The organism is Prevotella sp. P3-92, from assembly GCF_002251205.1.
In the GTDB taxonomy this organism is placed as follows: Bacteria; Bacteroidota; Bacteroidia; order Bacteroidales; family Bacteroidaceae; genus Prevotella.
The window spans coordinates 1-26746 of sequence record NZ_NPJE01000061.1 but is presented as its reverse complement, the minus strand read 5'-3'; the positions used below and the strand labels follow the sequence as shown (position 1 = coordinate 26746).

Here is a 26746-nt window from a genome sequence, read left to right as displayed (position 1 = left end):
CAGCAGAGTCTTTCAACGCCAAAGTCAAGTCCTTCAGGGCAGCACTAAGGGGAATTAGGGATGAGAAATTCTTTCTCTACAGACTTTCCATGATATACGCTTACCCCCACTAATTATCTACTGAGCCGTGAACTGCCATCCGTTACGGCACTCCTTTGATGTTTCTGGAAACTAGAGCCCCTTTTTCTCCTTGGTAATGCTGATACTCAGCGAGGCTTTAGCCTCTAAACGATGTTGCCCATTTCCACGACAACTCAAAACTTTTAACGCCTTCAACATCAGTATCTGGGCGGGATATTTTAATCGTCGAGTCTCTTTAATTCTTTCTCGACTTTCTTCGTGTATGCCTGCCCTCTTGATACAAGATACCTGAAATACACCACATCATCGACAATCTCAATATGAAAGGTAAAGAATGCACGGTAGTTACCGATGCGGATGCGGTAAACAGAATGGTAACCTACTAGGCGTGTGCAATCAGTTATATCCTCTATGCCTTCAGCGGACTTCACCTCCTTAATAACATCGAGAACACTGCCAAGCTGTTTGCCAGACAGTTTATCAACGGCCTTGGAAAAGCTCTTTGAAAACTTTATCTTCATAGACCATATTTCTTCTCAAATGCTGCCTGTTCGTCCTCACTGAGCATTTCCATGCCTTCCGGGTCCGTCTGCTGAAGATACCTGTATATGGTAGCATCATCATAGGATTCAACCAATTCATCGAGGCTACGCTCAATGAATCGCTTCAGGTTGGTGCCACGACTGGCGGCAATTACAGACAAGCCACGGAATGTATCTGGCTTAATATCTATGACCTTGCGACGCATGGCTGGCTTGGTGGACTTTCTTACTGTTGCTTCCATAATTCTCCTATTTTGGTGCAAAGATACATAATATATATGATATATACAAATCTTTTATGTTTTTTCGTAAAGCAATCTGTCTTTTCAAGCAAGCAACTACTAAATTCGTTGTTTATTGGCCAATAATTCATTTTCTATTCGCTGTAATCCCTTTTAACTAAAGGTACTTGTAAATTGTCCTGTTCGATTTCACTCCCAGAGTTTCTATTATTTGGGCTATCGGTATCCTACATGGCAGCTCGGCATCTATCTTACGAAGGTCAAGATGTATCTTTCCTTTATACGAAAAGCCATAACTCTCACCTTGCTCGGTCTTGAAATGACGAACCTTACCTGCTTCGCTATGATCCGTCATTCCGCCAGTCCATCGTATTCTATAGTTGTTCATTTGTCCTTATTTATATACTGCATCATCAGTATTCTGCCCGGCCATCCTGCATCGCCATGGTCGAAGCCGCTGAGTTCATGAATGGGAATCTCACTGTTGCCGATACCTTCAAGCACAGATTTCAGATAGAGGTTCTCTTCGTAACGTCCCATCTGTTCCAACTTTCTGTCGCCCGTTATCAGCACAAGCCTTGTAGCAAGTTTGCGGACATTGTTGAGAGGAGCGTACTTGTCAACGATTGGTGAAGTGAAAGAGATGCCCCTCTCGCGTCGTATAGTATAATGTGTAGCAGTCTGACCGCCTATTGGGAAAAATCCCTTTATGCTGTCGGCATCAACGCCAAATTTACTGAGATACGTTTTGTCTAGACAGAGCATTAGTGTCAGGTAGCCTCCAGCCGAGTGACCGCTGACATATACTTTGCTCGGATCACCTCCATACTCTTTGATATGCTTCACCACCCATGCAACGACCTCTGCAGCGTCCTCTGTATATTGTGGATTGTGAGCTCGCGGGTAGAGCCTGTAGTTAGGGGCAACAACGGCAATGCCTTGGTTTTTCAAATCACCGGGTATGTCTTTGTGCCCCTCTGTCAGTCCGCCACCATGAAACCATACTATGGTTTTGAATGGTCGCTTGGCATCAGTTGGATAATATACATCCAACTTGCACCGCTCCTGCTTATATACTGAAGTATCTTCGGGGCTTACATAAGAGACATTGTCAATCTCCTTGTACTTTGTCTGTGCGGATGCGCTGCTCAATGTGAACAATGCTAACGCTATTGCTATTGCAGTATGCTTCATAATACTTTTTATTTATCCTTAATTCCGCAACACTATTATAAATTAAACTTTTTAAGTACCTGAGCAACAAAAAGTTCTTAGCATAGCTAAGCGGCAAAGCCGGTTACTTGCTTTGGCAAGCGGCAGAGCCGAGCAACTCAGGATTTTGCCATGTCGAAGAATTCACTTATCTTAGTGTTGCAAAAAATAAACAAGAGAATCCGACGATAGACATGGCAAAAATACAAATTAAATCTGAGAAGCTCACTCCTTTTGGAGGAATATTTTCGGATCATACTGCGTATTGTCTCAAGTCGCATTGTGGGATAAGGGGACATTGAGGGCTGCAGTAGATATTTCTACCTCAATTTATCTGATAATTCAGTAATGAGAGGAAGTTTAGACGCAAGAAGGACGTTGAAGGACTTAGTTGCGGATTTGAGGCATGCTAAAAAACTCCATAGTTCTGCAAATGGTTAGGTGCCGAACTCTTTCCAAGTGCATCCCGAACACATCCCGAACACATCCCGAACACTTAGAGTGAGATATGCAGGTAATTAACGACTTTTCCGCCCGAATATTTTGTATTGTGATAAATAGTCGCTAAATTTGCACACGAAACAACAATACCCATCTACTAAACAACAGATTATAAACATGAGAAAACTATTTGCCATTGTTGCCGCCTGCCTTATGAGCATGGGTGCCAATGCCGCTTGTGGCGACAACTACGACGAACTGTACACCAATCTCCCCTTCGAGATGAATAAGGTGACACGTCCACAATTTCCTGATAATGAAGTCAACCTCCGCGATTTCGGTGCTTTTGGCGACGGTTCTTCACTCTGTACCGATGCCTTCCGCAAAGCCATCGAAGCACTCTCTGCTAAAGGCGGCGGTCGTCTGACTGTACCTCAGGGCGTATGGTTTACCGGTCCTATCGTACTGAAAAGTAACATCAACCTCCATTTGGAGAAAGGAGCCATCATCCTTTTCTCACCAGACGATGCCCTCTATCCTTTAATCCATACTTCATTTGAAGGCCTCGACACCCGTCGTTGCCAGTCGCCTATTTCAGGCAACAACCTCACCAATGTAGCTATTACCGGTCAAGGTGCCATTGATGGAAATGGTGAGTTCTGGCGTCCTTTGAAGAAACAAAAGGTGACCGAAGCCCAGTGGAAAGCCATTACCTCACGTGGTGGTGCTTTCAAGCGTGCCGACTATTGGTTTCCTACCGAAGGTGCACTCAATGCTGACAACAATGCCAATATGAACGTGCCAGCCACTCCATCGAGCGAAGCCGAATGGAATGCTATGAAGCGTTTCCTTCGTCCTGTGATGATTAGCCTGGTGAGCTGCAAGAATGTATGGTTGAAAGGTGTCACCTTCCAGAACTCTCCTGCCTGGAATATCCATCCGTTGATGTGCGAGAATGTACTCATCGAAGATGTATTGGTACGCAACCCATCGTATGCACAAAACGGCGATGGCCTTGATTTGGAATCTTGCAAGAATGCTTTGATTGTCAATTCCACCTTCGACGTAGGCGATGATGGCATCTGCATCAAGAGCGGAAAGGATGCCGATGGTCGCAAGCGTGGCATTCCTTGTGAGAATGTTATCGTCAGCGGATGCACCGTATTCAAGGGTCATGGCGGTTTCGTAGTAGGTAGCGAGATGAGCGGTGGTGTGAAAAACATCATGGTCAGCGACTGCCAGTTCCTCGGCACCGATGTAGGTCTGCGCTTCAAGAGCACCCGTGGTCGTGGCGGTGTGGTTGAAAACATCTATATCCGCAACATGTCTATGTTCGACATTCAGACCGACGTCATCACCTTCGACCTCTATTATGGTGGCAAGTCTGCCGTTGAAGCATTAGCCGATGGCGACGAGAAGAAGCAGCAGAGTGTGCCTGTATTCAAGGTTGACGAAACCACGCCATGCTTCCGCAATATCGACATCCAGCATGTCATCTGTCGCACTGCTCGCCGTGCAGCCTATTTCAACGGTCTGCCAGAGATGCCAGTTAGCAATATCAACATCCGCGATCTTGAAGTAAACAACGTGAAAGAAGGTATCGTAGTCAACCATACGAAAGGTGTGACACTCAACGACATTCATGTTCAAACCACTGGTCACATCTTCAAGGCCAACAATTCGACCGACATCACCATCAACGGCAAGAGTTATAAGAAACTGCCCAAAGAAGGTCTTTCGCTCGATACCCTGTAAGAGAAACGCTCACATACCATCACCGCCTGCCGATAGGATATAGATTCCTGCCGACAGGCGGTTTTCTTTTACTCCACGTTCGGAAATACAAAAGAAAATGGGATTTTCTTTTGTATTTCGCTCGGTTTACACTACCTTTGACGCGATGCGTCTAAGGTACTCACGTTCGGAAATATAAAAGAAAATGGGATTTTCTTTTGTATTTCGCTCAGTTTGCACTACCTTTGACGCGATGCGTCTAAGGTACTCACGTTCGGAAATATAAAAGAAAATGGGATTTTCTTTTGTATTTCGCTCACTTAATCGTACCTTTGCATTAAAATAACATATTATATAATGGCAGACAAGAAATTCAAGAGAACAACAGTGACAGCAGCACTGCCCTACGCCAATGGCGGTGTGCATATCGGTCACCTGGCAGGAGTTTATGTACCTGCAGACATCTATGTAAGATATCTGAGACTGAAAAAAGAAGATGTGATGTTTATCGGTGGTAGCGACGAACATGGTGTGCCCATCACTATCCGTGCCCGCAAAGAAGGCATTACCCCACAGGACGTGGTAGATCGTTACCATAAAATGATAAAAGACTCATTCCAAGAGTTCGGCATTTCATTCGACATCTATAGCCGCACCACCTCGGAAACACACCATAAGTTTGCAGCAGAATGGTTTCGCAAGCTCTACGACGAAGGCAAACTGACCGAGGAAACCTCTACACAACTCTACGACGAAGAAGCCAAACAGTTCTTGGCAGACCGCTACGTTACCGGCGAATGTCCTTATTGCCACAGCGAAGGAGCATACGGTGACCAATGTGAGAAATGTGGACGCGACCTGTCTCCCCTGGAACTTATCAATCCAAAATCGACCATCAGCGGTTCTACACCTGTGATGAAAGAAACCAAAAACTGGTATCTTCCCCTCAACAAATATCAGGACTGGCTGAAACAGTGGATTCTGGAAGAGCACAAAGAGTGGCGTCCCAATGTCTATGGACAATGCAAATCATGGCTCGACATGGATCTCCAGCCTCGCGCCATGACACGCGACCTCAACTGGGGTATTCCCGTTCCCATCGAAGGAGCCGACGGTAAGGTGCTCTATGTATGGTTTGACGCCCCCATCGGCTATGTTTCCAACACCAAAGAACTCTGCGAGAAAGAACCAGAACGCTGGGGCAACTGGGAAACATGGTGGAAAGACAAAGACACCCGCCTCATCCACTTCATCGGAAAAGACAATATTGTATTCCACTGCATTATCTTCCCCGTTATGATGAAAGCCCACGGCGGCTACATCATGCCCGATAATGTGCCAGCCAATGAGTTCCTGAATCTGGAAAACGACAAGATATCTACCTCACGCAACTGGGCTGTATGGTTGCACGAATACTTGGTTGATATGCCTGGCAAACAGGATGTGCTGCGCTATGTACTGACTGCCAATGCACCAGAGACCAAAGACAATAACTTCACTTGGAAGGATTTCCAAGACCGCAACAACAACGAGTTGGTGGCTATCTATGGCAACTTCGTCAACCGTGCACTACAACTCAGCAAGAAATACTGGGGTGGCGTAGTACCTGCCTGTGGCGAACTGCAGGATGTTGACCGCCAGGCATTGGAAGAATTCAAGGACGTGAAAGGTCGCGTAGAGGCATTGCTCAACCAGTTCAAATTCCGCGAAGCACAGAAAGAGGCTATGAACTTGGCACGCATCGGCAATAAATACATCACCGACTGCGAACCATGGAAGGTTGCCAAGACAGATATGAAACGTGTGGAAACCATCCTCAACATATCTCTCCAACTGGTAGCCAACCTTGCAATCGCCTTCGAACCGTTCCTGCCATTCTCAAGTAAAAAGCTGCGCGATATGCTCAATATCACCTCATTCGACTGGGAACAGCTCGGTTCTACCGATTTGCTTGAGGCAGGCCATCAACTGGGTGAGCCCTCACTGCTGTTTGAAAAGATTGAAGACGATGTCATTCAGAAGCAGCTCGACAAGCTCGAAGCCACCAAGAAAGCCAACGAGGCAGCAGCCTATAAAGCCGCTCCCATCAAGGACAACGTATCGTTTGAAGACTTTGAGAAGCTCGACATCCGCGTCGGCCTCATCAAAGACTGCCAGAAAGTGAAGAAGTCGAAGAAGCTCCTTCAGTTTACTATCGACGACGGAACAGGCACCGACCGCACCATCCTCAGTGGCATTGCCGCATTCTACGAAGACCCTGCCGCCCTTATCGGCAAGCGCATCCTCTTTGTAGCCAATTTCGAACCACGCAAGATGATGGGTATCGAGAGCCAAGGCATGATACTCTCTGCCGTTGATTTCGACGAGAGTCTCAGCGTGGTAACTACCAGCAAAGACGTTAAACCAGGCAGCCAGGTGGGATAATCCCACTTTGGCTAGCCCAATAATCTCTATCAACACTCCCTAATACTCCACAGATGCAGGCTATCATCCTGGCGGCTGGCATGGGCCGCAGACTTGGCGAACTGACCCGCGACAACACCAAATGTATGGTGTCTGTCAATGGTGTGCGCCTCATCGACCGTTTACTCGGTCAACTTGCCACGCTGTCGCTCACTCGCGTCATCATCGTGGTGGGTTATAAAGGCGAAGAATTGCGCCAGTATATCGGCCACCGATACGACGGACGCCTCAACATCGAATATGCCGAGAACCCCATCTACGACAAGACCAACAATATCTATTCCTTGTCGATGGTGAAGCAACAGATGACTGAAGACGACACGTTGCTCATCGAGAGCGACCTCATTTTCAGCGACCAGCTGTTCCGAATGATTCTCGACAACCCCTACCCCAACCTTGCCCTCGTTGCCAAATACGAGACATGGATGGACGGTACGATGGTAAGGATGGATAGCGATTACAACATTGTGAACTTCGTGCCGAAGAAAGCCTTCAACTATGCCGATATTGACCAATACTACAAGACGGTCAATATCTATAAGTTCTCGCGCGAGTTCTCATGCCATAAATACGTGCCATTCCTTGAAGCCTACTGTTCTGCATTAGGCAACAACGAGTATTACGAGCAAGTGTTGCGTGTCATCACCCTTCTCGACAATGCCGAGCTCAAGGCTTTACCCATCGGCAACGAGAAGTGGTACGAGATAGACGATATTCAAGATTTGGATATTGCCGAGACCATTTTTGCCGAAGGCGATGAGATGCTCCATCGTTTCAACTATCGCTACGGTGGTCACTGGCGCTTCCCTAAGATGCTCGACTATTGCTATCTGGTCAATCCTTACTTCCCCACCACTCGCATGAAAGATGAGTTGCGTGCCAATTTCGACACACTACTGACAGAATATCCATCGGGTATGTTTGTCAACTCACTTCTTGCCGGCAAGTATTTCGGCATCCGCCAACAGTATGTTGTCGTGGGCAACGGTGCAGCCGAACTCATCAAGAGCATGATGGAACATGTGGAAGGACGCATCGGTGTGGTCTATCCCACCTTTGAGGAATATCCCCACCGCCTGCAACCCGAACAGGTTGTGGCTTATCAGCCCGACCCACAGACCTTATCATATACTGCCGACGACCTCATCAACTTCTATGATGAGTATCCCATCGACAATCTGTTGCTCATCAATCCCGACAACCCTTCTGGCAATTTCATCCCAATGGATGGTTTGCTGCAACTCATCGAGTGGGCCAAACAAAAACATATCCGACTGGTCATCGACGAGTCGTTTGTGGATTTCAGCGACGATTTCGAGCACAACACCCTATTGCGCAACGACCTGTTGGAGCAGTATGACGGTCTTATCGTAGTGAAGAGCATCAGCAAATCGTATGGTGTTCCCGGACTGCGCTTAGGCATCTTGGCATCTGCCGACAGCAGCCTCATCCAGTATATCAAGCGCGATGTCAGCATCTGGAACATCAACTCGTTTGGCGAGTTCTACATGCAGATATTCGGTAAATACGAGAAAGACTATATGGCAGCCTGCCACCGTTTCATTGCCGAGCGCAACCGCTTCGGTAAGTTGCTTCAGCAGATACCCTATCTGCGTGTGTTGCCTACACAAGCCAACTTCTTCTGCTGCCAGGTGACCGACCGCTATTCTTCTGCCGAACTGACCAAGCAACTCCTGTCGCGCTTCAATATCATGATCAAGGACTGCGATTCGAAGAACGGACTCAAGGGTCGCAACTTCATCCGCCTGTCGGTACGCGCTACCGAAGATAACGACCGGCTCATCGAAGCATTCCATATTCTCGCACAATGAAACGCATCTGTATCTGTGGCGGTGGCAATCTCGGACATGTAGTGGCTGGTTTTCTGGCTGCCAACGGCTGTGAGGTCACTCTACTCACCCGTCATCCCGAACGCTGGAGCCATACCCTCCATATCACGACTCCTGAAGGAACAACCCTTGAAGGACATCTTTCCACCATCAGTTCCACAGCCTCCGATGTGGTACCGCAGGCAGATATGCTACTTCTTGCCCAACCAGGTTTTGCCATCAGAAGTGTGTTAAGCGAACTGCGCGACGTTCTCCGCCCCGGCATCCCCGTGGGAAGTATCGTCAGCAGCACAGGTTTCTTTTTCGAAGCCATGTCACTTCTTCCTTCCACCACTCCCCTATTTGGTTTTCAGCGTGTGCCCTTCATCGCCCGTACTGAGGTCTATGGACACAGTGCCCACCTGTTGGGTTACAAGTCGTCGCTGAATCTTGCCGTAGAAAGGGCAAGTAGAGAAGATGCCAACCGCATTGCCAGCGAGATACAACAACTATTCCATTGTCCCACACATCTATTGGCATCCCACTACGAAGCCAGTCTGACCAACAGCAATCCATTGCTCCACACCTCACGTCTTTACGACCTGTGGCACAACTGGCAAGAGGGCATCACCTACGAAAGCATACCAGAATTTTATTCCAACTGGACCGACAATGCCTCATCACTACTGATAGCGATGGATGCCGAGTTCATGCAATTGCTCGACAAGTTGCATGTGACACCGGGTGCCATCCCCACCATTCTCGATTATTACGAGAGTACCGATGCACCATCGCTCACTCACAAACTACAGTCGATAACAGCCTTCAAGGGCATTATGTCACCGATGGAAAAAGTCGGCACTACCTATATCCCCGACTTTCACAGCCGTTATTTCACAGAAGATTTCCCTTATGGTCTTGCCATTATCCATCGGCTGATACATGAGCACAACATCCCTGCGCCCCATATTGACCAAGTCTATGACTGGGGCATGAATCTCATCAGCCGATACAGCAACTGACCCTTTACGCCTTTCAGTCTTTACCAACGCGTAAAGAGAGGCGCCCATAAAATTCAGTTTTTCTAAAAATTTCGACCACTCGACCACCCATCACGATAACCATCTGTGGTATAATAGATTGCCGGTGGTCGATAGTTAACTGATCGACCACCCACCGACCACCGACATAAGGGTATTACAACCAATAGGCTTCAAACTTGTGGGTGACGCGCTGGTCCTCTGGCGGGAGAGCCATATAGTCGCCATAGGTATGTTCCAGATAGTCGCGATACCCCACCATCGCCTTGTAGGTACGGTCTTCAAACGGCATATCGACCACCGTAGCCATATCTTCTGCGGGGAAACATCCCTTCATTTTCGGTCCCGCCTCGGTCATGTTGCATAGCGTTTCCGTAGGCGTTTTAAGCACGATAAGTTGTCTGATCCATCGTTCTATCATCGCCACAGATATGGGCAACAGCCGATAGACCCAATAGGCAAGTTGCGAATGGAGCGGATTGTCGTTTGAAATCTTGCAACGGCGTATTTTGTAGAGCAGTTTTTTCCATTTGAACACCCGTTGCCGCCGCTTCATATCATCCGTCACATAATCCACGGGAAACACATCGATATATACGCCAATCTCGTAGCCCTTTGTTTCTTTCTCCACCATACGTGTGCGCTGATCGACCACTTTGGCAAAGGTATAATAATAATGCGACTCCTTGTTGGGATCGAGCACCCGATAACGTCCTTCCTGATCAGCATAGCTGGCAAGGAAACGCTCATAGTCTTCTCTCGGCATATAGATGTCAATATCGTCGTCCCAAGGTATGTATCCCCCATGTCGCACCGCACCTATGAGCGTTCCGCTCGATAGCGAATAGCGCAGATGATGTGTGTTGCAGAATCGATCGACGTCGTCGAGTATTCCCATCTGCAAACTTCGCAGTTCTTTGATATCTGTGATTTGTTGCATAGTCATTGCCTTATATTATAGGACAAAAGTACTATAAATATTTTGAACTTAAAACAATTATGCGTATTTTTGCATAATAAAACCGACGCGACATGGCAGAATCACTGAAAGACAAGACCGCCAAGGGTCTCATGTGGGGAGCGCTGAACAGTGGCACAACGCAACTGCTCAACCTCTTTTTCGGTATCTTTCTCGGTCGTCTGCTCTCTCCTGCCGACTACGGTTTGGTGGGTGTATTGAGTATCTTCTCGCTCATTGCCGGCAATTTACAGTCGAGCGGCTTCTCCACTGCCGTTGTCAACATGAAAGCGCCGCAACATCGCGACTACAATGCGGTATTCTGGTTCAACGTGTTGATGAGTGCCTGCCTTTACGGTGTATTATTCTTCTGTGCTCCGCTCATTGCCCTTTTCTTCCATCAACCAGAGTTGACGGTGCTGTCGCGCGTGGTCTTTCTGTCGTTCTTCATTTCTTCGTTTGGCATCTCTATGAATGCCTACATGACCAAGAATATGATGCAGCGCGAGATGGCTATTGTTTCTATAGCCGCCCTTATCATTTCGGGCATCACCGCCATCAGCATGGCACTGGCAGGGATGACCTATTGGAGTATAGCTGCCCAACAGGTTGTCAACAGTCTGGTATTGGTATTAGGTCGATTGTTCTTCATCAAGTGGCGTCCCACGTTTGATTTTGACTTCACGCCCATTCGCCAGACCTTCAGTTTCAGTATGAAAATCCTCGTCACGATGGTCATCACCACCGTTAGCAACAATATGTTGACCGTTATCTTCGGTAATATGTTGGGCATGCGCACTACGGGCAACTTCTTTCAAGCCAGCAAATGGAACACGATGGCCCATTCGCTCATCAGCAATACCGTGATGCAGGTGGCTCAACCTGTATTGGTGGAAATCCGCAACGAGCAGGAACGCGAAATCCGTATCTTCCGCAAAATGCTGCGCTTCACAGCCTTTTTCGCCTTTCCCGCCCTATTGGGTCTCTCGTTGGTGAGTCGCGAATTTATTGTGACCACCATTGGTGAAGGATGGCTTGATGCTGTCCCCATCTTACAGATTCTTTGCATTGGCGGCGCCTTCATGCCGTTTTACACGCTCTATCAGAACCTCGTAATCAGTCACGGACGTTCAGATATCAACATGTGGCTCAACATTCTGCAGATAGCTATACAACTGGGCATCATCATAGCCCTCAGCCACATGGGCGTACTGCACATGGTAGCAGCCTACACTGTGTTTAATATCGTATGGTTGGGAGTTTGGCAGATGGCAGCTCATCGGTTGACAGGCCTTCGCTTCATGCAGGTGTTTGCCGACCTCACACCGTTTTTCTTTGCCGCAGCCTTTGTCATGATAGCCACCCATTATGCCACATCGTGGATGACTATCGCCCCACTTCTGCTGTTGGCGCGCGTTGTTGTGGCAGGCATACTCTATCTTGTCGTCATGAAACTCGCCCACGCACAGATACTCGACGAGTGTCTGCACTATGTCACACATAAACATCATCAGGCATGAAAATATCCGTCATCGTACCTATATATAATAAGGTGGAATACATCGAACGCTGTTTCCGCCAGTTGCTCGCCCAAGATATGGACGATATAGAGGTTGTGGCTGTTGACGACGGCAGTACCGACGGGTCGGGCGACCTATGTGACCAACTCTCTGGCGATGCCCGCCTTCGGGTGTTCCACACGCCTAATCAAGGTGTGACAGCCGCCCGCCGCTATGGTGTGGAGCAAGCGCAAGGCGAGTATATCGTTTTTGTGGATAGCGATGACGAACTCCTTCCGGGTGCCCTTCGCACACTCTACGATGCCATTAGCCAGACTTCAGTCGATGAAGTGATAGCCACCTTCTGCACCCACAACGGCATTCAGTCGCCTGTGGTCTATCAGGGTGAGGTCAATCCCACCGATTTGGTGCGTGCCATCATAGCCGGCAAGAATCGGTTTCCCGTGTTGTGGGCAGCCATTTTCCGCCGTACTATCTTGGAAGGATGCCTCGACACACCGCGCGACATCATTGAGGGTGAGGACAAACTGATGCAGGTGATGGTGCTGATGAAGCGCCCCAGGGTGTGGTTCATCACCGATTGCGTCTATCGCTATACGCTGGGCGTGCCCAACACACGGCGCCGCACTCTGGAACGCGAGATGCTCTACGACCGTCTGCTGCGTCAGACGCTTGCCCCGCAATGGTCTGAACTGCACAGCGCCTTTGTGCTTCACCAGTTGAAGGAATACGAGAAATTCATCTGCGACGGACACATGGAGGTCCGCCACAACTACTATATCGAGGCCATCGGCACACTGCCGGCAGGCATTCCGCTCTACGACCGTGTGGTATGGGCATTGCCTCCGCTGCTCAGCCGGCCTGTTATCAAACTCTATCGAACCATCATACAAATCAAACAACATCGATTATGAAGTATCCCGCACAGACAGACATTGCCGTTCTCATGCTGTTTTTCAACCGTCCCGACAGTTTGAGAGTGGTATTTGAACAAGTACGTAAGGCACGCCCCACTCGCTTGTTTCTCTTTCAAGACGGTCCTCGCAACAAGAAGGACCTTCCTGCCATCATGGCATGTCGTGAGGTAGTGGCGGAAATAGACTGGGATTGTGATGTACACCGCAACTATCAGGAGCAGAACTTGGGTTGCATGACAGCAGGATTCACATCCCACCGGTGGGCTTTCTCGCTTGCTGACAAGTGTATTGTATTAGAGGACGATGTCGTACCGACCGTTTCTTTCTTCCGTTTCTGCAAGGAGATGCTCGACCGATATGAGCACGATGAGCGTATTACCATGGTTGCCGGTTACAACATGGACGAGGTCACACCCAACGTGCCCAACGACTATTTCTTCACTTCAGCCTTCTCCATTTGGGGCTGGGCATCGTGGAGTCGTGTGGTCAACCAGTGGGATGAGCACTATACGTTTATGGACGACAAGTATGATATGCAACTCTTGCGCAACCTCATCAAGCGTCGCAAGATAAAGAAAGACTTCATCCGCACCTGTCAACTGCATCGCAGTTCGGGTGTTCCTCAGTTTGAAACCATCTTCTGGGCATCGATGTTGTTCAATTCCGGACTATCTGTCATGCCTGTGAAGAATATGATTAGCAACGTAGGGGCCACGGATGAGTCAGCCCACTATTCTGCTTTCAAGACGTTGCCACGCGGTGTGCGTCGTCAGTTCACCATGAAGAGCCACGAGATAGAGTTTCCTTTGCGCCATCCCCACTATGTCATCGAGGATGTGACCTATAAAGAGCGCATGTATCGCTATAATGCCTGGGGCCATCCATGGATCAAGATCGGTCGGTCTATCGAGGAACTGCTGCTCAACCTGCGCTATGGCAATTTCAAGCAGATCAGCAAGGCTGTCACCCGCCGCTTCCATATATTGACAGGTACCGACAAGGAGATTTGACCGCTGAAGGCGGCATGTTTCCCTCGCTATACTATCAGAAAAGCGACAAGCAGAACCCTCTGTTTGTCGCTTTTCCAATAATAGCGGTGTTTTATCACTTCTCCATAAGCAGTTCTACAAGTGGGCGATCCTTGTAAGTATGACGTTTCTGATCCCAGAAGCCAAAGTCGGCATCATAGCACCATGTGGCCCACGCAATATTATACTCTTTGAAGACAGACAGCATATCCTCCGTCCACCGATAGGCAAGATCGCGGTTAACAGGCTCATAAACGCCCCACTCTCCACAGAAGAGCTGTACACCGTATTTCTTTGCCACAGCAATAGCGTCACGAAAATCTTGGCAGATGCGTTCTCTATCCCACACCTTGGTATATGGTTCGAATGTCGGACGCAAGTCGGCAGGAATAGCCTCATAGTCCTGTTGTGAGATCATCTGTCCGGGATAGTTTACCTTTCCCTTATACTTTCCAATGGGAGTCCAGGGTGCGCCATAGTGTGTGAGCACCATTGGCTCATAATAGTGGAAAGAGAGAATGATATTCTTATCACCCTCAGGAATACGCAGATATTTGAAAGTTCCCGTACCCTGCCACTTGTTTGAACCAACAACCAATGTGCGTTGTGGCTCGCGTTTGCGGAGAGCTTTATGTACTTTGAATATCAACTGATTCCATTGTTCATGGTCGTCAGCAACAGGTTCGTTCATAAACTCGTATGCCACGGCATCGTTGCTATAGGCTTTGAGCACGTCAGAGAGTTGATACCACATGTTGATAAATTCCTGTTGCGCCTTATCAGAAGTGAATAGCACATTGGCATTTGCTTTTCCTTCGTTGACAGCATTGAAATGGTGGGTTCTAATGATATGTAGATCGACAATAGTGCGTAGGTGGTATTTGCCTGCCCAATCGAGTGCTTGGGTGAGAAGATGCCATGCTTCGGGCAGTTTGTTACCCGCTTCATCCCAAAACTGTTCTTCGTCAATAGGCAAGCGTACAAAGTCGAAGCCCAGTTGCGCCAGTCGTGCGAAGTCGTCTTCTTGTATGTGGAGTCTGCGTGCAACGCCACGTTCATTACTTTGCGACAACCAGTGACTGACATTGGTGCCTCGTTTGATAGTGAAATTGTTGGTGCCTTCGGATGTAGCTGCCATTGCCGATAGGGTCATTGCTACGATAGCGATTGTGAAAAGTGCAATTCGTTTCATTTGTTAGTTATGATATGAAGTTAGTACTGGATGGACTACAAAGTTACTGAAAAAGACTGTAAAGAGCAACGGATTTTGGAAGATTAACGCAATTCGGCCTAAAATAAAGGCAAGACGGGGCAGAACGGGGAAGCTCAAAAATAGGGATAAAGCAAATTGGAGAGGATCGGCGAAGGAGTTAGGTTGCCAAATCGTAACCCAATTTATGACCTTGGAGATAAGAAAACTGTCCATGCAAAATGGAGCAGAATGATACACCTCTCACCGCTCGTTTCTTATTCCGCAAACTGCAATATTTTGCATAGCGATGGATGCCTAAAAACATAGTAGTTTTGCAGCCAAAATTAAAAACGGAGTAAAAAACATGAAAAGTACTTTTAACATTCTGTTCTATGTGAACAAGAGTAAGGAGAAGAACGGTGTGGTGCCTGTGATGGGCAGGGTTACGATTAACGGCACTCAGAGCCAGTTCAGTTGTAAGAAGACGATCCCGCTTGACATGTGGGATGTAAAGGGCAATTGCGCTAAAGGTCGCAGCAAGGAGGCATTGCAGATTAACCGCGAACTGGATAACATCAAGGCGCAGATCATCAAGCACTATCAGCACCTGTCAGACCGCGAGGCTTTTGTGACGGCTGAGATGGTGCGCAACTCTTATCAGGGATTTGGCAGCGAGTACGAAACGTTGTTGAGTGCTTTTGACAAGGATATTGCAAACCAGAAGAAACGTGTGGACAAGGACAGAGCGGCAAGCACACTCTGGGCTATGGAACGTTCGCGGAAGGATGTGGCAGAGTTCATCCAGTCGCACTATCGTCGCACGGATATGTCGATGTTGGAATTGACACCAGAGTTCATCAAGGACTTCGCTGCCTACCTAAGCACTGACCGAGGACTTGCCAATGGAACTATCTGGCAGCGTTGTATGTGGTTGAAAGGTGTTGTATTGAGAGCGCATTACAACGGAAAGATTCCCCGTAACCCATTCGCACAGTTCCACATCAGCCCAAACTGCAAGGAGAGGGAGTTCCTGACCGAAGAAGAACTAAAGGCTGTCGTAACACATGAGTTCGAGGATGCCAATCTCGCCTTCGTCCGTGATATCTTCGTCTTTGTCTGCTTCACCGCCCTCTCGTTTATTGACGTGAAGAACCTGACCACGGACAACATCGTGGACATCAATGGTGACAAGTGGATTATCAGCAAGCGTCACAAAACCAACATCCCCTTCCAGGTGAAACTGATGGACGTTCCCTTGCAGATTATCGACCGCTACAAGCACCTACAGGAAGAGAAACTTGTGTTCGGCAAGATGAACTACTGGTCAATGTGCAAGAAACTGAAAACAGTGATGACTGCCTGCGGCATAGAGAAAGCCATCTCCTACCATTGTGGCCGGCACTCATTCGCCACGTTGGCGCTTTCAAAGGGTATGCCCATCGAGAGCGTGAGCCGGGTATTGGGACACACCAATATCGTGACCACCCAGATTTATGCTAAAATCACAAGCCAGAAACTTGACAACGATCTGACGATGCTCGGCAATAAACTCAACGCATCGTTCAAGGACATAAAGAGAGCATAACCACTAACGGCGCATAAATACTCCAAAGCAGAAAGACGAATGATTAGCGAAGTCTGTCATCCGTCTTTCTGCGTTATAATCCCACAGCACACGAACCACTTACGGCTCTTTCTTTTTTCCTATCGTTTAAACGCAGGATGATAGCAACTCTCCAGAACCCTTTCCAAATCACTCTCACGATAAAGCACCTTGCCGCCTAATAATATATAAGGTAGTACACCATCATTACGGTATTCCTGTAGCGTCCGTCTGCTGACCTTCAGAATCTGTGCAACCTCTTTGTCTGTTATGTAGCGTTCACCATCAAGCAATGGGCGATAATTGCCTATCACCTTCTTGTATAGGGCAAGCACCTCCTTCATGTTCTCCAACGCATTCTTCACGCCAACGTTATGAGGCATTATCAGTTCGTTCATAGGCGGCTCGTTTTGAGGTTATATTACTTGGCATCCTTATCCCTACCAGCCACAACATACAGAATCCTTTCTACATCCTCAGGCTTATAGTATACCTTACGGTTGATTTGAGAATAGGCCAATGTCCCATTGTCACGAAGCGTTTGTAATGTTCTTGGACTGATGTTCAGCATTTGGCATACATCTTGATTGTCAAGCCAGTCGCCCAACCCTTTGTCTGTGCCTCTACTGGCAATCGCCTTCATCTGTGCGACGAAGCTGTTGAAGCTCGTCAGCAGCTCCTCGTAGGTACTGCGCTCAATTGATACTACTTCCATGTCTTGTTTTGTTTTTGAAATTTGCGGGCAAAGGTACATCAAGATTACCAGATAGGCTCTTTCTGAAAATTCCCTGTTGTGAAATAACACTTCAGGAAAACAAAACCCTAATGTCCGCCGAGCTTGCTCATCAGAAAGCAGACAAGCATCTTTGTGTGGCACTCCACAGAAAAGTGCGTATTAGGCTACACCCTTTTGCGGAATTTGTCCGTAAAGGAAAGAGACTACCTTGTTGTAGCAACCAATGGTAAATGTTGAATTGGAACACAAAAGATGATTTCAAAATCAATTGTTTTTTTCAAACCTGTGCCTCAATAATTCACACCTTTTTTATATCTTTGCAGCATCAAACGATAAAACTATGGCAAAGAACTTATTAAATAAGTATGTCTGGCTGGTAGAAACTATCTATAAGGCCAAGAAGATTACATACGAGGAGATTAACCAGAGTTGGCTTGACAACGACTTGAGCGAGGGTAATCCACTTCCCTTGCGTACATTTCATAAATGGCGTATAGCTATTGAAGAGATGTTTGGCCTCATCATTGAAAACGAGCAGAGTGGCAGATACCGCTATTATATCGAGAATGCTGACGAACTGAGAAGCGGATCCATGCGCAGCTGGCTGTTCAATACGTTGACGGTGAGCAACCTGATGATAGAGAACGTAAGTATTAAAGATAAGGTACTATTTGAGAAGATTCCAGATGGCGAACAGTATCTGCCCATCATTCTTGAGGCACTGAAGAAGAACCTAGTGCTTGGCATGACCTATCAAAGCTTTTCGAGAGACGAGGCAAACACCTTTGAGATAGAGCCCTATTGCCTGAAAGCTTTTAAGCAGCGTTGGTATATTGTTGGTCGTAGCCCCTATTATGATAAGATCATGATTTATGCTCTTGACCGTGTTCAATGGATGGAATTAAAAGAGACAAGTTTCAAGTATCCTAAAGACTTTGTACCAGAGGAGTTTTTCTATGATTGTTTGGGTATCATAGCTGATCAGAATGTCAAGGTCGAGACTGTTAAGTTTAAGGTTTCTTCAGGCCAAGCCAATTATCTCCGTTCCCTCACCTTACATCATACTCAACAGGAGGTTGAGCGGACTGATGAATACAGTATCTTTACCGTTCGTCTGCGCCCCACCTTCGATTTCCGGCAGGAGGTCCTTTCACAGGGCTGCGATATTGAGGTGTTGGAGCCTAAATGGTTTCGTGATGAGGTGGCTGAGATTTGCAAACACATGTGGAATAAATACAAGGAAGATTGATTATGCGAGACTTTGCTGCTATAGACTTTGAGACGGCCAACAACGAGCGCACTAGTGTTTGCTCAGTGGGTGTAGTGATAGTGCGTGATGGTGAGATAGTGGATACTTTCTACTCTCTGATTCAGCCAGAGCCCAACTACTATAATTATTGGTGTAGCCAGGTACATGGTCTTACTCGTAAGGACACAGAAGAAGCCCCCATATTCCCAGAAGTATGGAAACAGATAGAGCCATTTATTGAGGGATTGCCCCTTGTAGCCCATAATAAGTCTTTTGATGAGAGTTGCCTGAAAGCCGTATTCCGTTGCTATCAGATGGATTATCCGGATTATCAGTTTTACTGTACATGTGTGGCTTCTCGCAAAGCGTTTCCACAATTACCCAACCATCAGTTGCATACAGTATCAGAATACTGTGGTTATCATCTGGCTAATCATCATCATGCCCTTGCTGATGCAGAAGCCTGCGCCTGGATAGCCAGAGAAATTTTATAAAACTTCCTTCAAATATGTAACATTTTCGTTTTTTGCATACTATATTAATAAAAAGATGTATCTTTGCAAATAATTAAGTTGTATGAAAAAAGATCAGATTGTAATCTACAAAGACGAGAACAACTCCATTCAACTTGATGTTAGGATGGAAGGAGAAATGCTGTGGTTAGATCGCCAGCAAATAGCGACATTGTATGGCAGAGATTATAAAACTATCAGCAAGCATATAAATAATGCGCTAAAAGAGGAACTGGCCGGCTCCGAAGAGGTAGTCGCAAAATTTGCGACTACCACTCAGCATGGTGCTATGAAGGATAAAACTCAGACGCATGACAAGGAGTATTTCAACCTAGAAATGGTAACATCTGTTGGATATCGTGTAAAGAGTAGTCGAGGGGTGATGTTCAGGAAATGGGCCAACAAAGTCTTGAAGCAATACCTCTTAAAAGGTTATGCCATCAATGAACGTATCCGCAAGGAGCATATTGGCGAACTACGCCAGATGGTTCAAGTGATAGGGCGTACGCTATATAATCAGGAATTGTCGGATACAATAGAAACACAGGAGTTACTGAATGTCGTGGTCGATTACACCTACGCGCTTGATACACTTGATAATTACGACTACGAACGACTGACGATAGACAAAATCACGAAGCAGGAGTCTTTCCATGCCACTTATGAGAATGCAATGGAAGCCATCAGTGGTTTACGTGAGAAATTTGGTAGCTCTTCACTCTTTGGTAATGAGAAGGATGACTCCTTCAAGAGCAGTATTGGCCAGATCTATCAGACCTTTGGAGGCGAAGAACTCTATCCCAGTGTGGAGGAGAAAGCAGCCATGTTGCTATATCTGGTAACGAAGAACCACTCCTTTAGTGATGGCAACAAACGCATTGCAGCCACGCTATTCTTGTGGTTCCTGAACAATAATGGTATTCTCTATCGCAAAGACGGTTCAAAACGCCTGGCTGATAACACCCTCGTAGCACTAACTCTGATGATTGCTGAGAGCAAGACAGAAGAGAAAGACGTGATGGTGAAAGTCGTAGTCAATCTGATTAATCAGAAGAACTGAACTAGTTACGTCATTTATCAACATATCCACTCTACATTATTATACTCATATAAGAAAGAGAAATAAGAAAAGATAATAATAATGATGTTTTTATAAGGTGTGCCCCAATACGGCACACCTTTCTTATATCTTTGCATCGTGAACTATAAAGATGTAACGATATGACAGTATCAGAATTATTTAAGAAGTATGACTTTGAAAGCATACTACCGCATTTAAATCACCTCTTTATGGTGAATAGTGGGCGGCATTTCTCTGACGCGAGTATTGAGGTGTTCAGAGGTCTTTATAAAAAATGGACCGAGTGCGAAACAAAACCTACGAATCGCCATATCCGACTTGTATCTCGTTGGGAGCATACAAGTCCATCCATTGATATGAATTGCCATGTTAAAGAGAAGAATGTTTTTTGCTACGCAGTAGCAGACCAGAAAGATATGATCGAGGTACTGGGCATGAAAGTGAGAGTAGATAAAGACGTTGAAATCAGCGAGGTGGAGTTGGCAGCTGGCCTCTTTTGGGAAATGACCTATTATGGTCCTAAAGAAAATGGATAGTTATACGAAATTATGTTAATACGCACTATTGTTCAAAATAAAGTCGTATCTTTGTTGCACCTAAAACAAATAAGACATATGATAAATGGATTTAAGGTTATAACTCTCTGTGGAAGCACTCGTTTCAAGGATGAATTCCTGGAAGCGCAAAAGCGTCTGACACTTGAAGGCAACATCGTTATTTCTGTGGGGCTGTTTGGCCACTCTGGTGATGATGTGGTTTGGACAGAAGGTGTAAAAGATATGTTGGATCGTCAGCATCTGGCAAAGATTAACTTGGCAGATGAAATCTATGTCATCAATGTGGGTGGCTATATTGGTGATAGCACCAGACGAGAAATCGCCTATGCAGATTACAGAGGCAAGTCGATAACATACCTTGAAAGCTGCATAAAGCCTAGTCTTTATGACAACTATGATGCACTTGGCGAACTATATGATGCAAAAAGAATTTCTGATGAGGATTTTGAACAGGCTGGACGTGACTTTGACAAAAAGCGTAAAGCTGCCTTTGAAGAATACAATGCTTGCCAAGGTCCTTGGCCCTATCAGTGGAAAAACGTCGATGCTGTTGTTTGTGGGATCTTGCAGCAACATGGCCTTGTTTCTATAGATTACCACGACATCAAAGACCTCTACGATGCAGATAGTGTCAATGAAGTCCGCATCAAAGGAAAAGGCGCCAATGATGAAGAGCAAATTCAAAGCATCATTGACGATATCAGAAATGAATACCAGGCCCAACTACGTTCCTCAAAGAAAGTCGTTGTAACGTTATGTGGTTCGTCAGATCCTTCAGGTTTACTTGAAAAACTTTCTGATTGCATGGATGGCTTAAATGTTGTTTGGCAGACAAGAAACCTTCATACTGATGAGAAAGACATGGAATTGTCATTAGTATATGTATTATAGAACTTCAATATTATGAATATTCAAAAAGAACTTATTGACTGGGCTAAAGAGACAGTTGAAGTATATAATAAGCAATCAACAAATTTAGGGTTTTACACCCAAACACCTCTATGTAATATTACTCAAACTCCCGACTTACTTATATTGGGAATTAATCCAGGATATGACGGCGGGATAAAAAACAAGACTGGAGAGGAATTGCTAAAAGGGAACCCGTGTTTTGAAGGCAAGGACATTATAAAAGTGATGTCTGAAGATAGAGATGAAAACAAGAAGATTAAGGGATGGGCTTTGTGGCATAAAATACATAAAATGCTCGATTTTACAGGAAAAGGAAAACTATTAGAGAAATCAGACAATTTTGTACTTTCTAATATGATTTTCTTTGGAACAACGAAAGAAAGTCAAATACCAAAAATAAAAAAGGAAGAATGTGCAAAACAAACAATAAAACTTATATCCATTCTTCATCCTAAAGTCGTATTATTACTAGGAAGTCAAAGCCGGAAATTATTTGATCGAGTTTCTGAAAACAAATTGGAAGTGTTGGTGCCGAATTCTATGTGTCATTGCATGTCTGGGAAAAGCCACGTACTTGCAATAAAACACACGGCATATTATTACTCTTCAATTGAGATGGAACTTATTGGGAAAACTATTGGATACCTTTTAGATCATCAAGAAGAAACTATAAATAGCGAAACGATTAGAGCATCAAGCATCAAAGAAGAAATAATACGTTTTGAACAAAAACAAAGGATTATAAATCTCCAAGGTAATGAAAGTCTATACTATCTAAAACAAAAAATCAGTGCTAAAGGGTGTAATATAATGATAGATCATAATGGACACCTCATATATGAATATTATTGTAACAACGCCCACAATAAATATATTAAAGCAAATGGCACTATTTCAATAGAAATCTCCTACGATAATAAGCAATGTTCATTCTCTTTAATGACTAAAGGCAATCATCCAGAGGATTTACTGAAGAAAGTACAAGAGACCTGTGATGAGTTGAAGGTATTCAAAATGGATAGTAAGGATTGCTTCGTTGCTGATGTTGGTACCGATGATGGTAAAATCGTAGAATTCTTTAATGTGCTATTAGCCAAAATAAAAAAGTATCGAGAAACGGATTGCCCGAAATAAAAATCAAATCATTCTCCTAACCTCTGCCCCAAAACGGCAGGGGGCTGTTGTCTTTGCACAGTGATTAATATATAAAGAATAAAGTTATGCAGAATGATAATAAAAGTTTTTCAAGTGAGATAAAAGTGATAGATGAATTATTTCCAAAAGGAAAAGTCTCAATCCTAGCATCTGGTCCAGGTGTTGGCAAAACAATATTTGCATGCAAAATTGCCAGGTGGTTAACTTATCACAGAGAACGCGTTCTTTATGTCAACATGGCGTCTGACCATATAAATGTAGACACTTCGGATGACGATACTCTTGCATGGAAATGTAGCATATTTGATATGCCTCTTCTTTCAATAGAGGATATATCGTTTGTGTTGTCGAGAAGATATACTTTTGATACCATTATTCTCGACTACATAGAATTGATGGATTTTGTCAAAGGTATAGAATGCTTGGAAAGGAAAGAAGAACTAAATGCTATTTGGCATTTTCTTGACCATATTGCAAAAGAAAAGAACATTCGTGTAATAGGATTGTCCCAGTTGGAACGAGGCCGTATAGATGGAACAGAAGAGTCTTGTTTCGATAAAGTGCTGAAATACTTAAACAGGGATTTTGTTAGGGAAAGACTTGTCGTTTTACATCGCCCTAGTTATTATGAGCCACAAGATAATAATACTGAGCAAGTACAATTAATAACGTTTAAGAATGGAATAAAAAAAGAAAACATATTAGAAAATACAAAATAGGAAAAGAAGTAATACTTACAGGCTTACAGGTTTTAGTTACAATACAATATAAAGCGCGATGCAGAAAAGCTCAACCTCTGCCCCAAAACGGCAGGGGTTTCTTTTATCTTTGCACTGTGAACAATAAAGATAATAGAATTATGACATTCAAAGAATTATTGAACAGTGTTACTTTTGAGGAGGTGGCTCCCTGTCTTTTGCATATGCATCCAGATGCAGAGGGTAATTTGAAATGGTATAAGATTCATTTCGATATGCTGCGCTTGATGACTCCCAAGCATGATGATGATGCAAATTCTGACGTATGCCATATCTCCATGAGTGAATGGGACGAAGACATTGAGCCACATCTCGATGCCCACCCTATGGAGGGAGATTATTGGGAGCATTCACTGACAAAAGAAATCGTCATTGCCCCTGAGGTAAAGGCTACCAATGCAGAGATTGCGGCTTGTTGCATCTGGCATACTTCATTCTATGGTTTTGTGAAAGAACATCAAGAGGAAGAATTCAGATTTTTCAAACTCGATAAATACCACAAAGATAGATGGGATGACTTTGTATATAATAAGGTGCGTGCAGAGAAGTATTTCTCCGTCATCCGCAGAAATGGTGGCTACATACCTTCTGTTAGAGAATTAGCACCATCAAAGAAACAAGAATTGTTCAGCAAGGCCAAAGATTATTTCTGGTGTATTAGCGCATCAATGAACAAGATTAAAAGGAAGAAGATGTTTCGTAGAGAGTTTATGGCACACTACTATGAGCGTATGGCAGCTATCAGCAGGTTTATCGTTCAGGCCATTCCGGCTTTGAGTGACGAAAGAAACAATATGAGCATGAATCAATTGTGCGGCCTGTTTCAGTCTGACTTGTTCAGTCCAGAAACTATCACGTCGTATGCGGATGAGAATACCAATGGGGTCAAGTACCTATGCGAGTTGCTGGAGATGGAAGATATCAATACCAGATTAGACAGAATGGTAGTGGTTCTAACCACTGACGAATGGCACCAAGAACTGACTCAGGATGAACAGCGCTTGTGCAAGCTCCTTATAGGCAATTGCAAATCGAGTGACATCCTTGTAGCCACAGATCCTTCTTTGGGCAGACAAGTCCGCATCGACTATGCAACATTTAATTCTGAACATCCATTAATTGGCAAGCAATATGAAAAAGAAATATGATGACTCTATTGACTATATAAATGGTTATCCAATAAGTGAAGTCTGGGGGACTTATCACTATTTGGCACGAGAGATTGCTCCTCGATTGAAAGCTTTCAAGGCTCATAAAAAGCACGGATGGCCAGAAGATTTCGAAAATCAAGAAGATTGGAATAAGGCTATTCAGAAGATGATTGATGCTTTTGAATTGGTGAAGGATTATTCACCTTCTTATGAAGAAGATATACTGACTGTTGAACAAGGCGTGGGTTTGTTCTGCAAGTATTATCGTGATTTGTCGGATTAACAATGTTGATTTAGAATGAAAAGGAAGAAGAAAGATGACTCTACTGAGAACTGGAGTTACAAGAACGACTATCCAATAGAGGAAGTATGGAACACAGACAATTGTTTGGCTGGGATAATTGCTGCTCGATTAAAAGCATTTAAGGCTCTCGACAAGCATGGCTATTGTCCTGCGTTTAAGGGAATAGCAGAATGGAATAAAGCCATTCAGAAGATGATTGATGCATTTGAGTTGCTGAAACATATTACATCATTCAGTGATGAAGAAGAAAAGACCATTGAGGAAGGACTTGAACTATTCTGCAAGCATTATAGAAATTTGTGGGATTAACTAAATGTATTTAATATGGACTATTGTGTTGAGGTTTTAGAGAGGGAGATTATTAACAGATTTAATGATTATCGCTGTTATGGTTCTAATGATGATGTACTATTGTCCCTACGAAAAGACATCATCAACAAGCAGGTTCTGGCAAATCAGAAAGAAATGTTGCCTTATATTATCGCCTTCAATGATGCACTGCGTGAGGCACTTCGTGAAATGTACGATCGAGCTCATTGTATTTGGAATAAGATGATAAATATCATAGATGAAGGTGATGGCGAAGAGATGGTGCTTACTGCTAAATGTTATCTCGATACAGACTATCCGGTTTTGCATCCTATACAGGGTGAAGATAGACAAGATTTGTGGTATGCACTGTGTGATGGTGACTTGAATCCTATGTATGCTGATGGTGTATCTGTGTTGACGCTAACACTCCCAAGAGATGAAGATGACTCCTTTGATTCTTTTATTGGTATGGACTGCCCTCCTCCTAATTGGAACGAAGGCCTAGACCAGGAACTGACACAGGATTTGCATCTGATCAATCAGTTTCACACGCTCTTTCAGCACATGAACTTCGCCCTTTCAGATTTTATCTATGTGAGGAAGTTCAAGACGGAGATTAATATTGAAATTATACAGTAAATAAACAATAAATGTTTTTGGTAATTTAAAAGAAATGATTACCTTTGCACTCGATGATGAGTCATAGTACGGTTGCTGGCTCAGCATCGGGTGTTCTTTGATGCAAATTATAGCAGAATGTGGAATTGAGTACGGTTGCCAAATCGTAACCCAGTTTTTCCTCAATTCCCCAGACTGCCTTTATGCAAAGAAAAGCTGAGCATTCTTGCAAAGTTACGAAAACATTTTGTAACAACACCACGGATTGCCATATTTTCTCTCGTCTTGCATTTCCCTACGTCCATTCCCCTACGTTTACAGCCATTGTTGGAAGCGAAGATAACTCGCTTGCCTACTGAATATTAGACCATCACAGACGGCACTTCCTTTAGCAAATTCATTGAATTTCCTCAGCAATTTCATTGAATTTCCTCTGCAATTTCATTGAATTTCCTCTGCAAATTCATTGAAATTGACTTTAACTGATTCTACTTTACACTTTTCTTGTTATTTTACTAAATTACTTCACTCTCATTTTATTCCTTTACTGAATCACTTTACAATGCAGGAAAAGTGTTACTAAAACGCTTTACATAGCG

The 26746-nt window shown here is 44.8% G+C and carries 27 protein-coding genes and 2 pseudogenes; 21 read left to right on the top strand and 8 right to left on the bottom strand.

The annotated features are described in order from the left end of the window. Nucleotides 1-113: pseudogene (locus CIK93_RS13940) on the top strand (DDE transposase); the annotation flags it as partial. 186 nt (nt 114-299) lie between these two features. Here the strand turns inward: CIK93_RS13940 and CIK93_RS10400 are convergent. The 4 genes from CIK93_RS10400 to CIK93_RS10385 form a co-directional block, all read right to left on the bottom strand. After that, a complete protein-coding gene (locus CIK93_RS10400; RefSeq protein ID WP_094439341.1) occupies nt 300-602 on the bottom strand; it encodes a type II toxin-antitoxin system RelE/ParE family toxin in 303 nt (100 codons plus the stop codon). After that, complete coding sequence (locus tag CIK93_RS10395) at nt 599-865, bottom strand: hypothetical protein (RefSeq protein ID WP_254046783.1); 267 nt, start codon at nt 863-865, stop codon at nt 599-601. Before CIK93_RS10395 ends, CIK93_RS10400 begins: the two co-directional genes overlap by 4 nt. A 157-nt stretch (nt 866-1022) precedes the next feature. After that, nucleotides 1023-1253, bottom strand: a complete 231-nt coding sequence (locus tag CIK93_RS10390; protein WP_094447322.1) for a hypothetical protein — start codon at nt 1251-1253, stop codon at nt 1023-1025. Then, nucleotides 1250-2059, bottom strand: coding sequence for an alpha/beta hydrolase (locus CIK93_RS10385; protein WP_094447321.1), 810 nt, complete (start codon nt 2057-2059; stop codon nt 1250-1252). The genes CIK93_RS10390 and CIK93_RS10385 overlap by 4 nt, the downstream gene beginning before the upstream one ends. A gap of 270 nt (nt 2060-2329) precedes the next feature. On the opposite strand from CIK93_RS10385, the pseudogene CIK93_RS13935 reads away from it, so the two are divergent. From CIK93_RS13935 to CIK93_RS10355, 5 genes and pseudogenes are all read left to right on the top strand, one after another. Then, a pseudogene (locus CIK93_RS13935) lies at nt 2330-2518 on the top strand (hypothetical protein). 177 nt (nt 2519-2695) lie between these two features. Next, the gene (locus tag CIK93_RS10370) at nt 2696-4273 is read left to right on the top strand and encodes a glycoside hydrolase family 28 protein (RefSeq protein WP_094447319.1); all 1578 of its coding nucleotides are present in this window, start codon (nt 2696-2698) and stop codon (nt 4271-4273) included. A gap of 336 nt (nt 4274-4609) precedes the next feature. Next, on the top strand, nt 4610-6676 hold the full coding sequence (metG, locus tag CIK93_RS10365) for a methionine--tRNA ligase (RefSeq protein WP_094435205.1): 2067 nt from the start codon (nt 4610-4612) through the stop codon (nt 6674-6676). Nucleotides 6677-6729: 53 nt separating this feature from the next. Then, nucleotides 6730-8547 (top strand): aminotransferase class I/II-fold pyridoxal phosphate-dependent enzyme, encoded by a 1818-nt coding sequence (locus CIK93_RS10360; protein WP_094447318.1) that lies wholly within the window; start codon nt 6730-6732, stop codon nt 8545-8547. Continuing rightward, nucleotides 8544-9566, top strand: coding sequence for an NAD/NADP-dependent octopine/nopaline dehydrogenase family protein (locus CIK93_RS10355; protein ID WP_094447317.1), 1023 nt, complete (start codon nt 8544-8546; stop codon nt 9564-9566). The genes CIK93_RS10360 and CIK93_RS10355 overlap by 4 nt, the downstream gene beginning before the upstream one ends. 175 nt (nt 9567-9741) lie before the next feature. On the opposite strand, the gene CIK93_RS10350 is transcribed toward CIK93_RS10355, so the two are convergent. Next, nucleotides 9742-10524 (bottom strand): phosphorylcholine transferase LicD, encoded by a 783-nt coding sequence (locus tag CIK93_RS10350; RefSeq protein ID WP_158215512.1) that lies wholly within the window; start codon nt 10522-10524, stop codon nt 9742-9744. A 92-nt stretch (nt 10525-10616) separates the two neighbouring features. Between CIK93_RS10350 and CIK93_RS10345 the strand changes: the two genes are divergently transcribed. The 3 genes from CIK93_RS10345 to CIK93_RS10335 are packed head-to-tail and all read left to right on the top strand — an operon-like array spanning nt 10617 to nt 13989. After that, a complete protein-coding gene (locus CIK93_RS10345) occupies nt 10617-12062 on the top strand; it encodes a lipopolysaccharide biosynthesis protein (RefSeq protein WP_094389694.1) in 1446 nt (481 codons plus the stop codon). After that, a complete protein-coding gene (locus CIK93_RS10340; protein ID WP_094447315.1) occupies nt 12059-12976 on the top strand; it encodes a glycosyltransferase family 2 protein in 918 nt (305 codons plus the stop codon). Before CIK93_RS10345 ends, CIK93_RS10340 begins: the two co-directional genes overlap by 4 nt. Then, on the top strand, nt 12973-13989 hold the full coding sequence (locus tag CIK93_RS10335; protein WP_094389692.1) for a hemolysin activation protein: 1017 nt from the start codon (nt 12973-12975) through the stop codon (nt 13987-13989). The genes CIK93_RS10340 and CIK93_RS10335 overlap by 4 nt, the downstream gene beginning before the upstream one ends. Nucleotides 13990-14083: 94 nt before the next feature. On the opposite strand, the gene CIK93_RS10330 is transcribed toward CIK93_RS10335, so the two are convergent. Then, nucleotides 14084-15199: a glycoside hydrolase family 5 protein gene (locus CIK93_RS10330; RefSeq protein ID WP_094447314.1), complete on the bottom strand. Its 1116-nt coding sequence runs from the start codon at nt 15197-15199 to the stop codon at nt 14084-14086. 364 nt (nt 15200-15563) lie between these two features. Here CIK93_RS10330 and CIK93_RS10325 point away from each other — a divergent pair, with 364 nt between their 5' ends. Continuing rightward, nucleotides 15564-16784 carry a site-specific integrase gene (locus CIK93_RS10325; RefSeq protein ID WP_094389690.1) on the top strand — a complete coding sequence of 407 codons (1221 nt, stop codon included), beginning with the start codon at nt 15564-15566 and terminating at the stop codon, nt 16782-16784. A 119-nt stretch (nt 16785-16903) separates the two neighbouring features. Here the strand turns inward: CIK93_RS10325 and CIK93_RS10320 are convergent, their stop codons facing one another. Next, nucleotides 16904-17146: a helix-turn-helix domain-containing protein gene (locus CIK93_RS10320; protein ID WP_301637647.1), complete on the bottom strand. Its 243-nt coding sequence runs from the start codon at nt 17144-17146 to the stop codon at nt 16904-16906. Nucleotides 17147-17223: 77 nt separating this feature from the next. Further along, nucleotides 17224-17517, bottom strand: coding sequence for a helix-turn-helix domain-containing protein (locus CIK93_RS10315; protein WP_094447323.1), 294 nt, complete (start codon nt 17515-17517; stop codon nt 17224-17226). Nucleotides 17518-17878: 361 nt separating this feature from the next. On the opposite strand from CIK93_RS10315, the gene CIK93_RS10310 reads away from it, so the two are divergent. The 11 genes from CIK93_RS10310 (at nt 17879) to CIK93_RS10260 (ending at nt 26168) form a co-directional block, all read left to right on the top strand. Continuing rightward, entirely contained in the window at nt 17879-18787 is a 909-nt protein-coding gene (locus CIK93_RS10310) for a YafY family protein (protein WP_094389488.1), read from the top strand. Nucleotides 18788-18789: 2 nt separating this feature from the next. Beyond that, complete coding sequence (locus CIK93_RS10305) at nt 18790-19281, top strand: 3'-5' exonuclease (RefSeq protein WP_094389489.1); 492 nt, start codon at nt 18790-18792, stop codon at nt 19279-19281. Nucleotides 19282-19363: 82 nt separating this feature from the next. Further along, nucleotides 19364-20359: a virulence protein RhuM/Fic/DOC family protein gene (gene rhuM / locus CIK93_RS10300; protein ID WP_094447312.1), complete on the top strand. Its 996-nt coding sequence runs from the start codon at nt 19364-19366 to the stop codon at nt 20357-20359. 161 nt (nt 20360-20520) lie between these two features. Next, entirely contained in the window at nt 20521-20916 is a 396-nt protein-coding gene (locus CIK93_RS10295) for a DUF6557 family protein (protein WP_094447311.1), read from the top strand. Nucleotides 20917-20994: 78 nt separating this feature from the next. Beyond that, complete coding sequence (locus CIK93_RS13805) at nt 20995-21828, top strand: hypothetical protein (RefSeq protein WP_216820896.1); 834 nt, start codon at nt 20995-20997, stop codon at nt 21826-21828. A gap of 12 nt (nt 21829-21840) precedes the next feature. Further along, nucleotides 21841-22983 carry a hypothetical protein gene (locus CIK93_RS10285; RefSeq protein WP_094447310.1) on the top strand — a complete coding sequence of 381 codons (1143 nt, stop codon included), beginning with the start codon at nt 21841-21843 and terminating at the stop codon, nt 22981-22983. Between the two features lie 86 nt (nt 22984-23069). Beyond that, nucleotides 23070-23723, top strand: coding sequence for an ATP-binding protein (locus CIK93_RS10280; RefSeq protein ID WP_094447309.1), 654 nt, complete (start codon nt 23070-23072; stop codon nt 23721-23723). 140 nt (nt 23724-23863) lie between these two features. Then, nucleotides 23864-24910, top strand: coding sequence for a DUF6557 family protein (locus tag CIK93_RS10275; RefSeq protein ID WP_094447308.1), 1047 nt, complete (start codon nt 23864-23866; stop codon nt 24908-24910). Beyond that, nucleotides 24894-25196 carry a hypothetical protein gene (locus CIK93_RS10270; protein ID WP_094447307.1) on the top strand — a complete coding sequence of 101 codons (303 nt, stop codon included), beginning with the start codon at nt 24894-24896 and terminating at the stop codon, nt 25194-25196. Before CIK93_RS10275 ends, CIK93_RS10270 begins: the two co-directional genes overlap by 17 nt. Nucleotides 25197-25211: 15 nt before the next feature. Continuing rightward, on the top strand, nt 25212-25526 hold the full coding sequence (locus tag CIK93_RS10265) for a hypothetical protein (RefSeq protein ID WP_094447306.1): 315 nt from the start codon (nt 25212-25214) through the stop codon (nt 25524-25526). A gap of 15 nt (nt 25527-25541) precedes the next feature. Beyond that, complete coding sequence (locus CIK93_RS10260) at nt 25542-26168, top strand: hypothetical protein (RefSeq protein WP_094447305.1); 627 nt, start codon at nt 25542-25544, stop codon at nt 26166-26168. Nucleotides 26169-26746 lie beyond the last annotated feature (578 nt).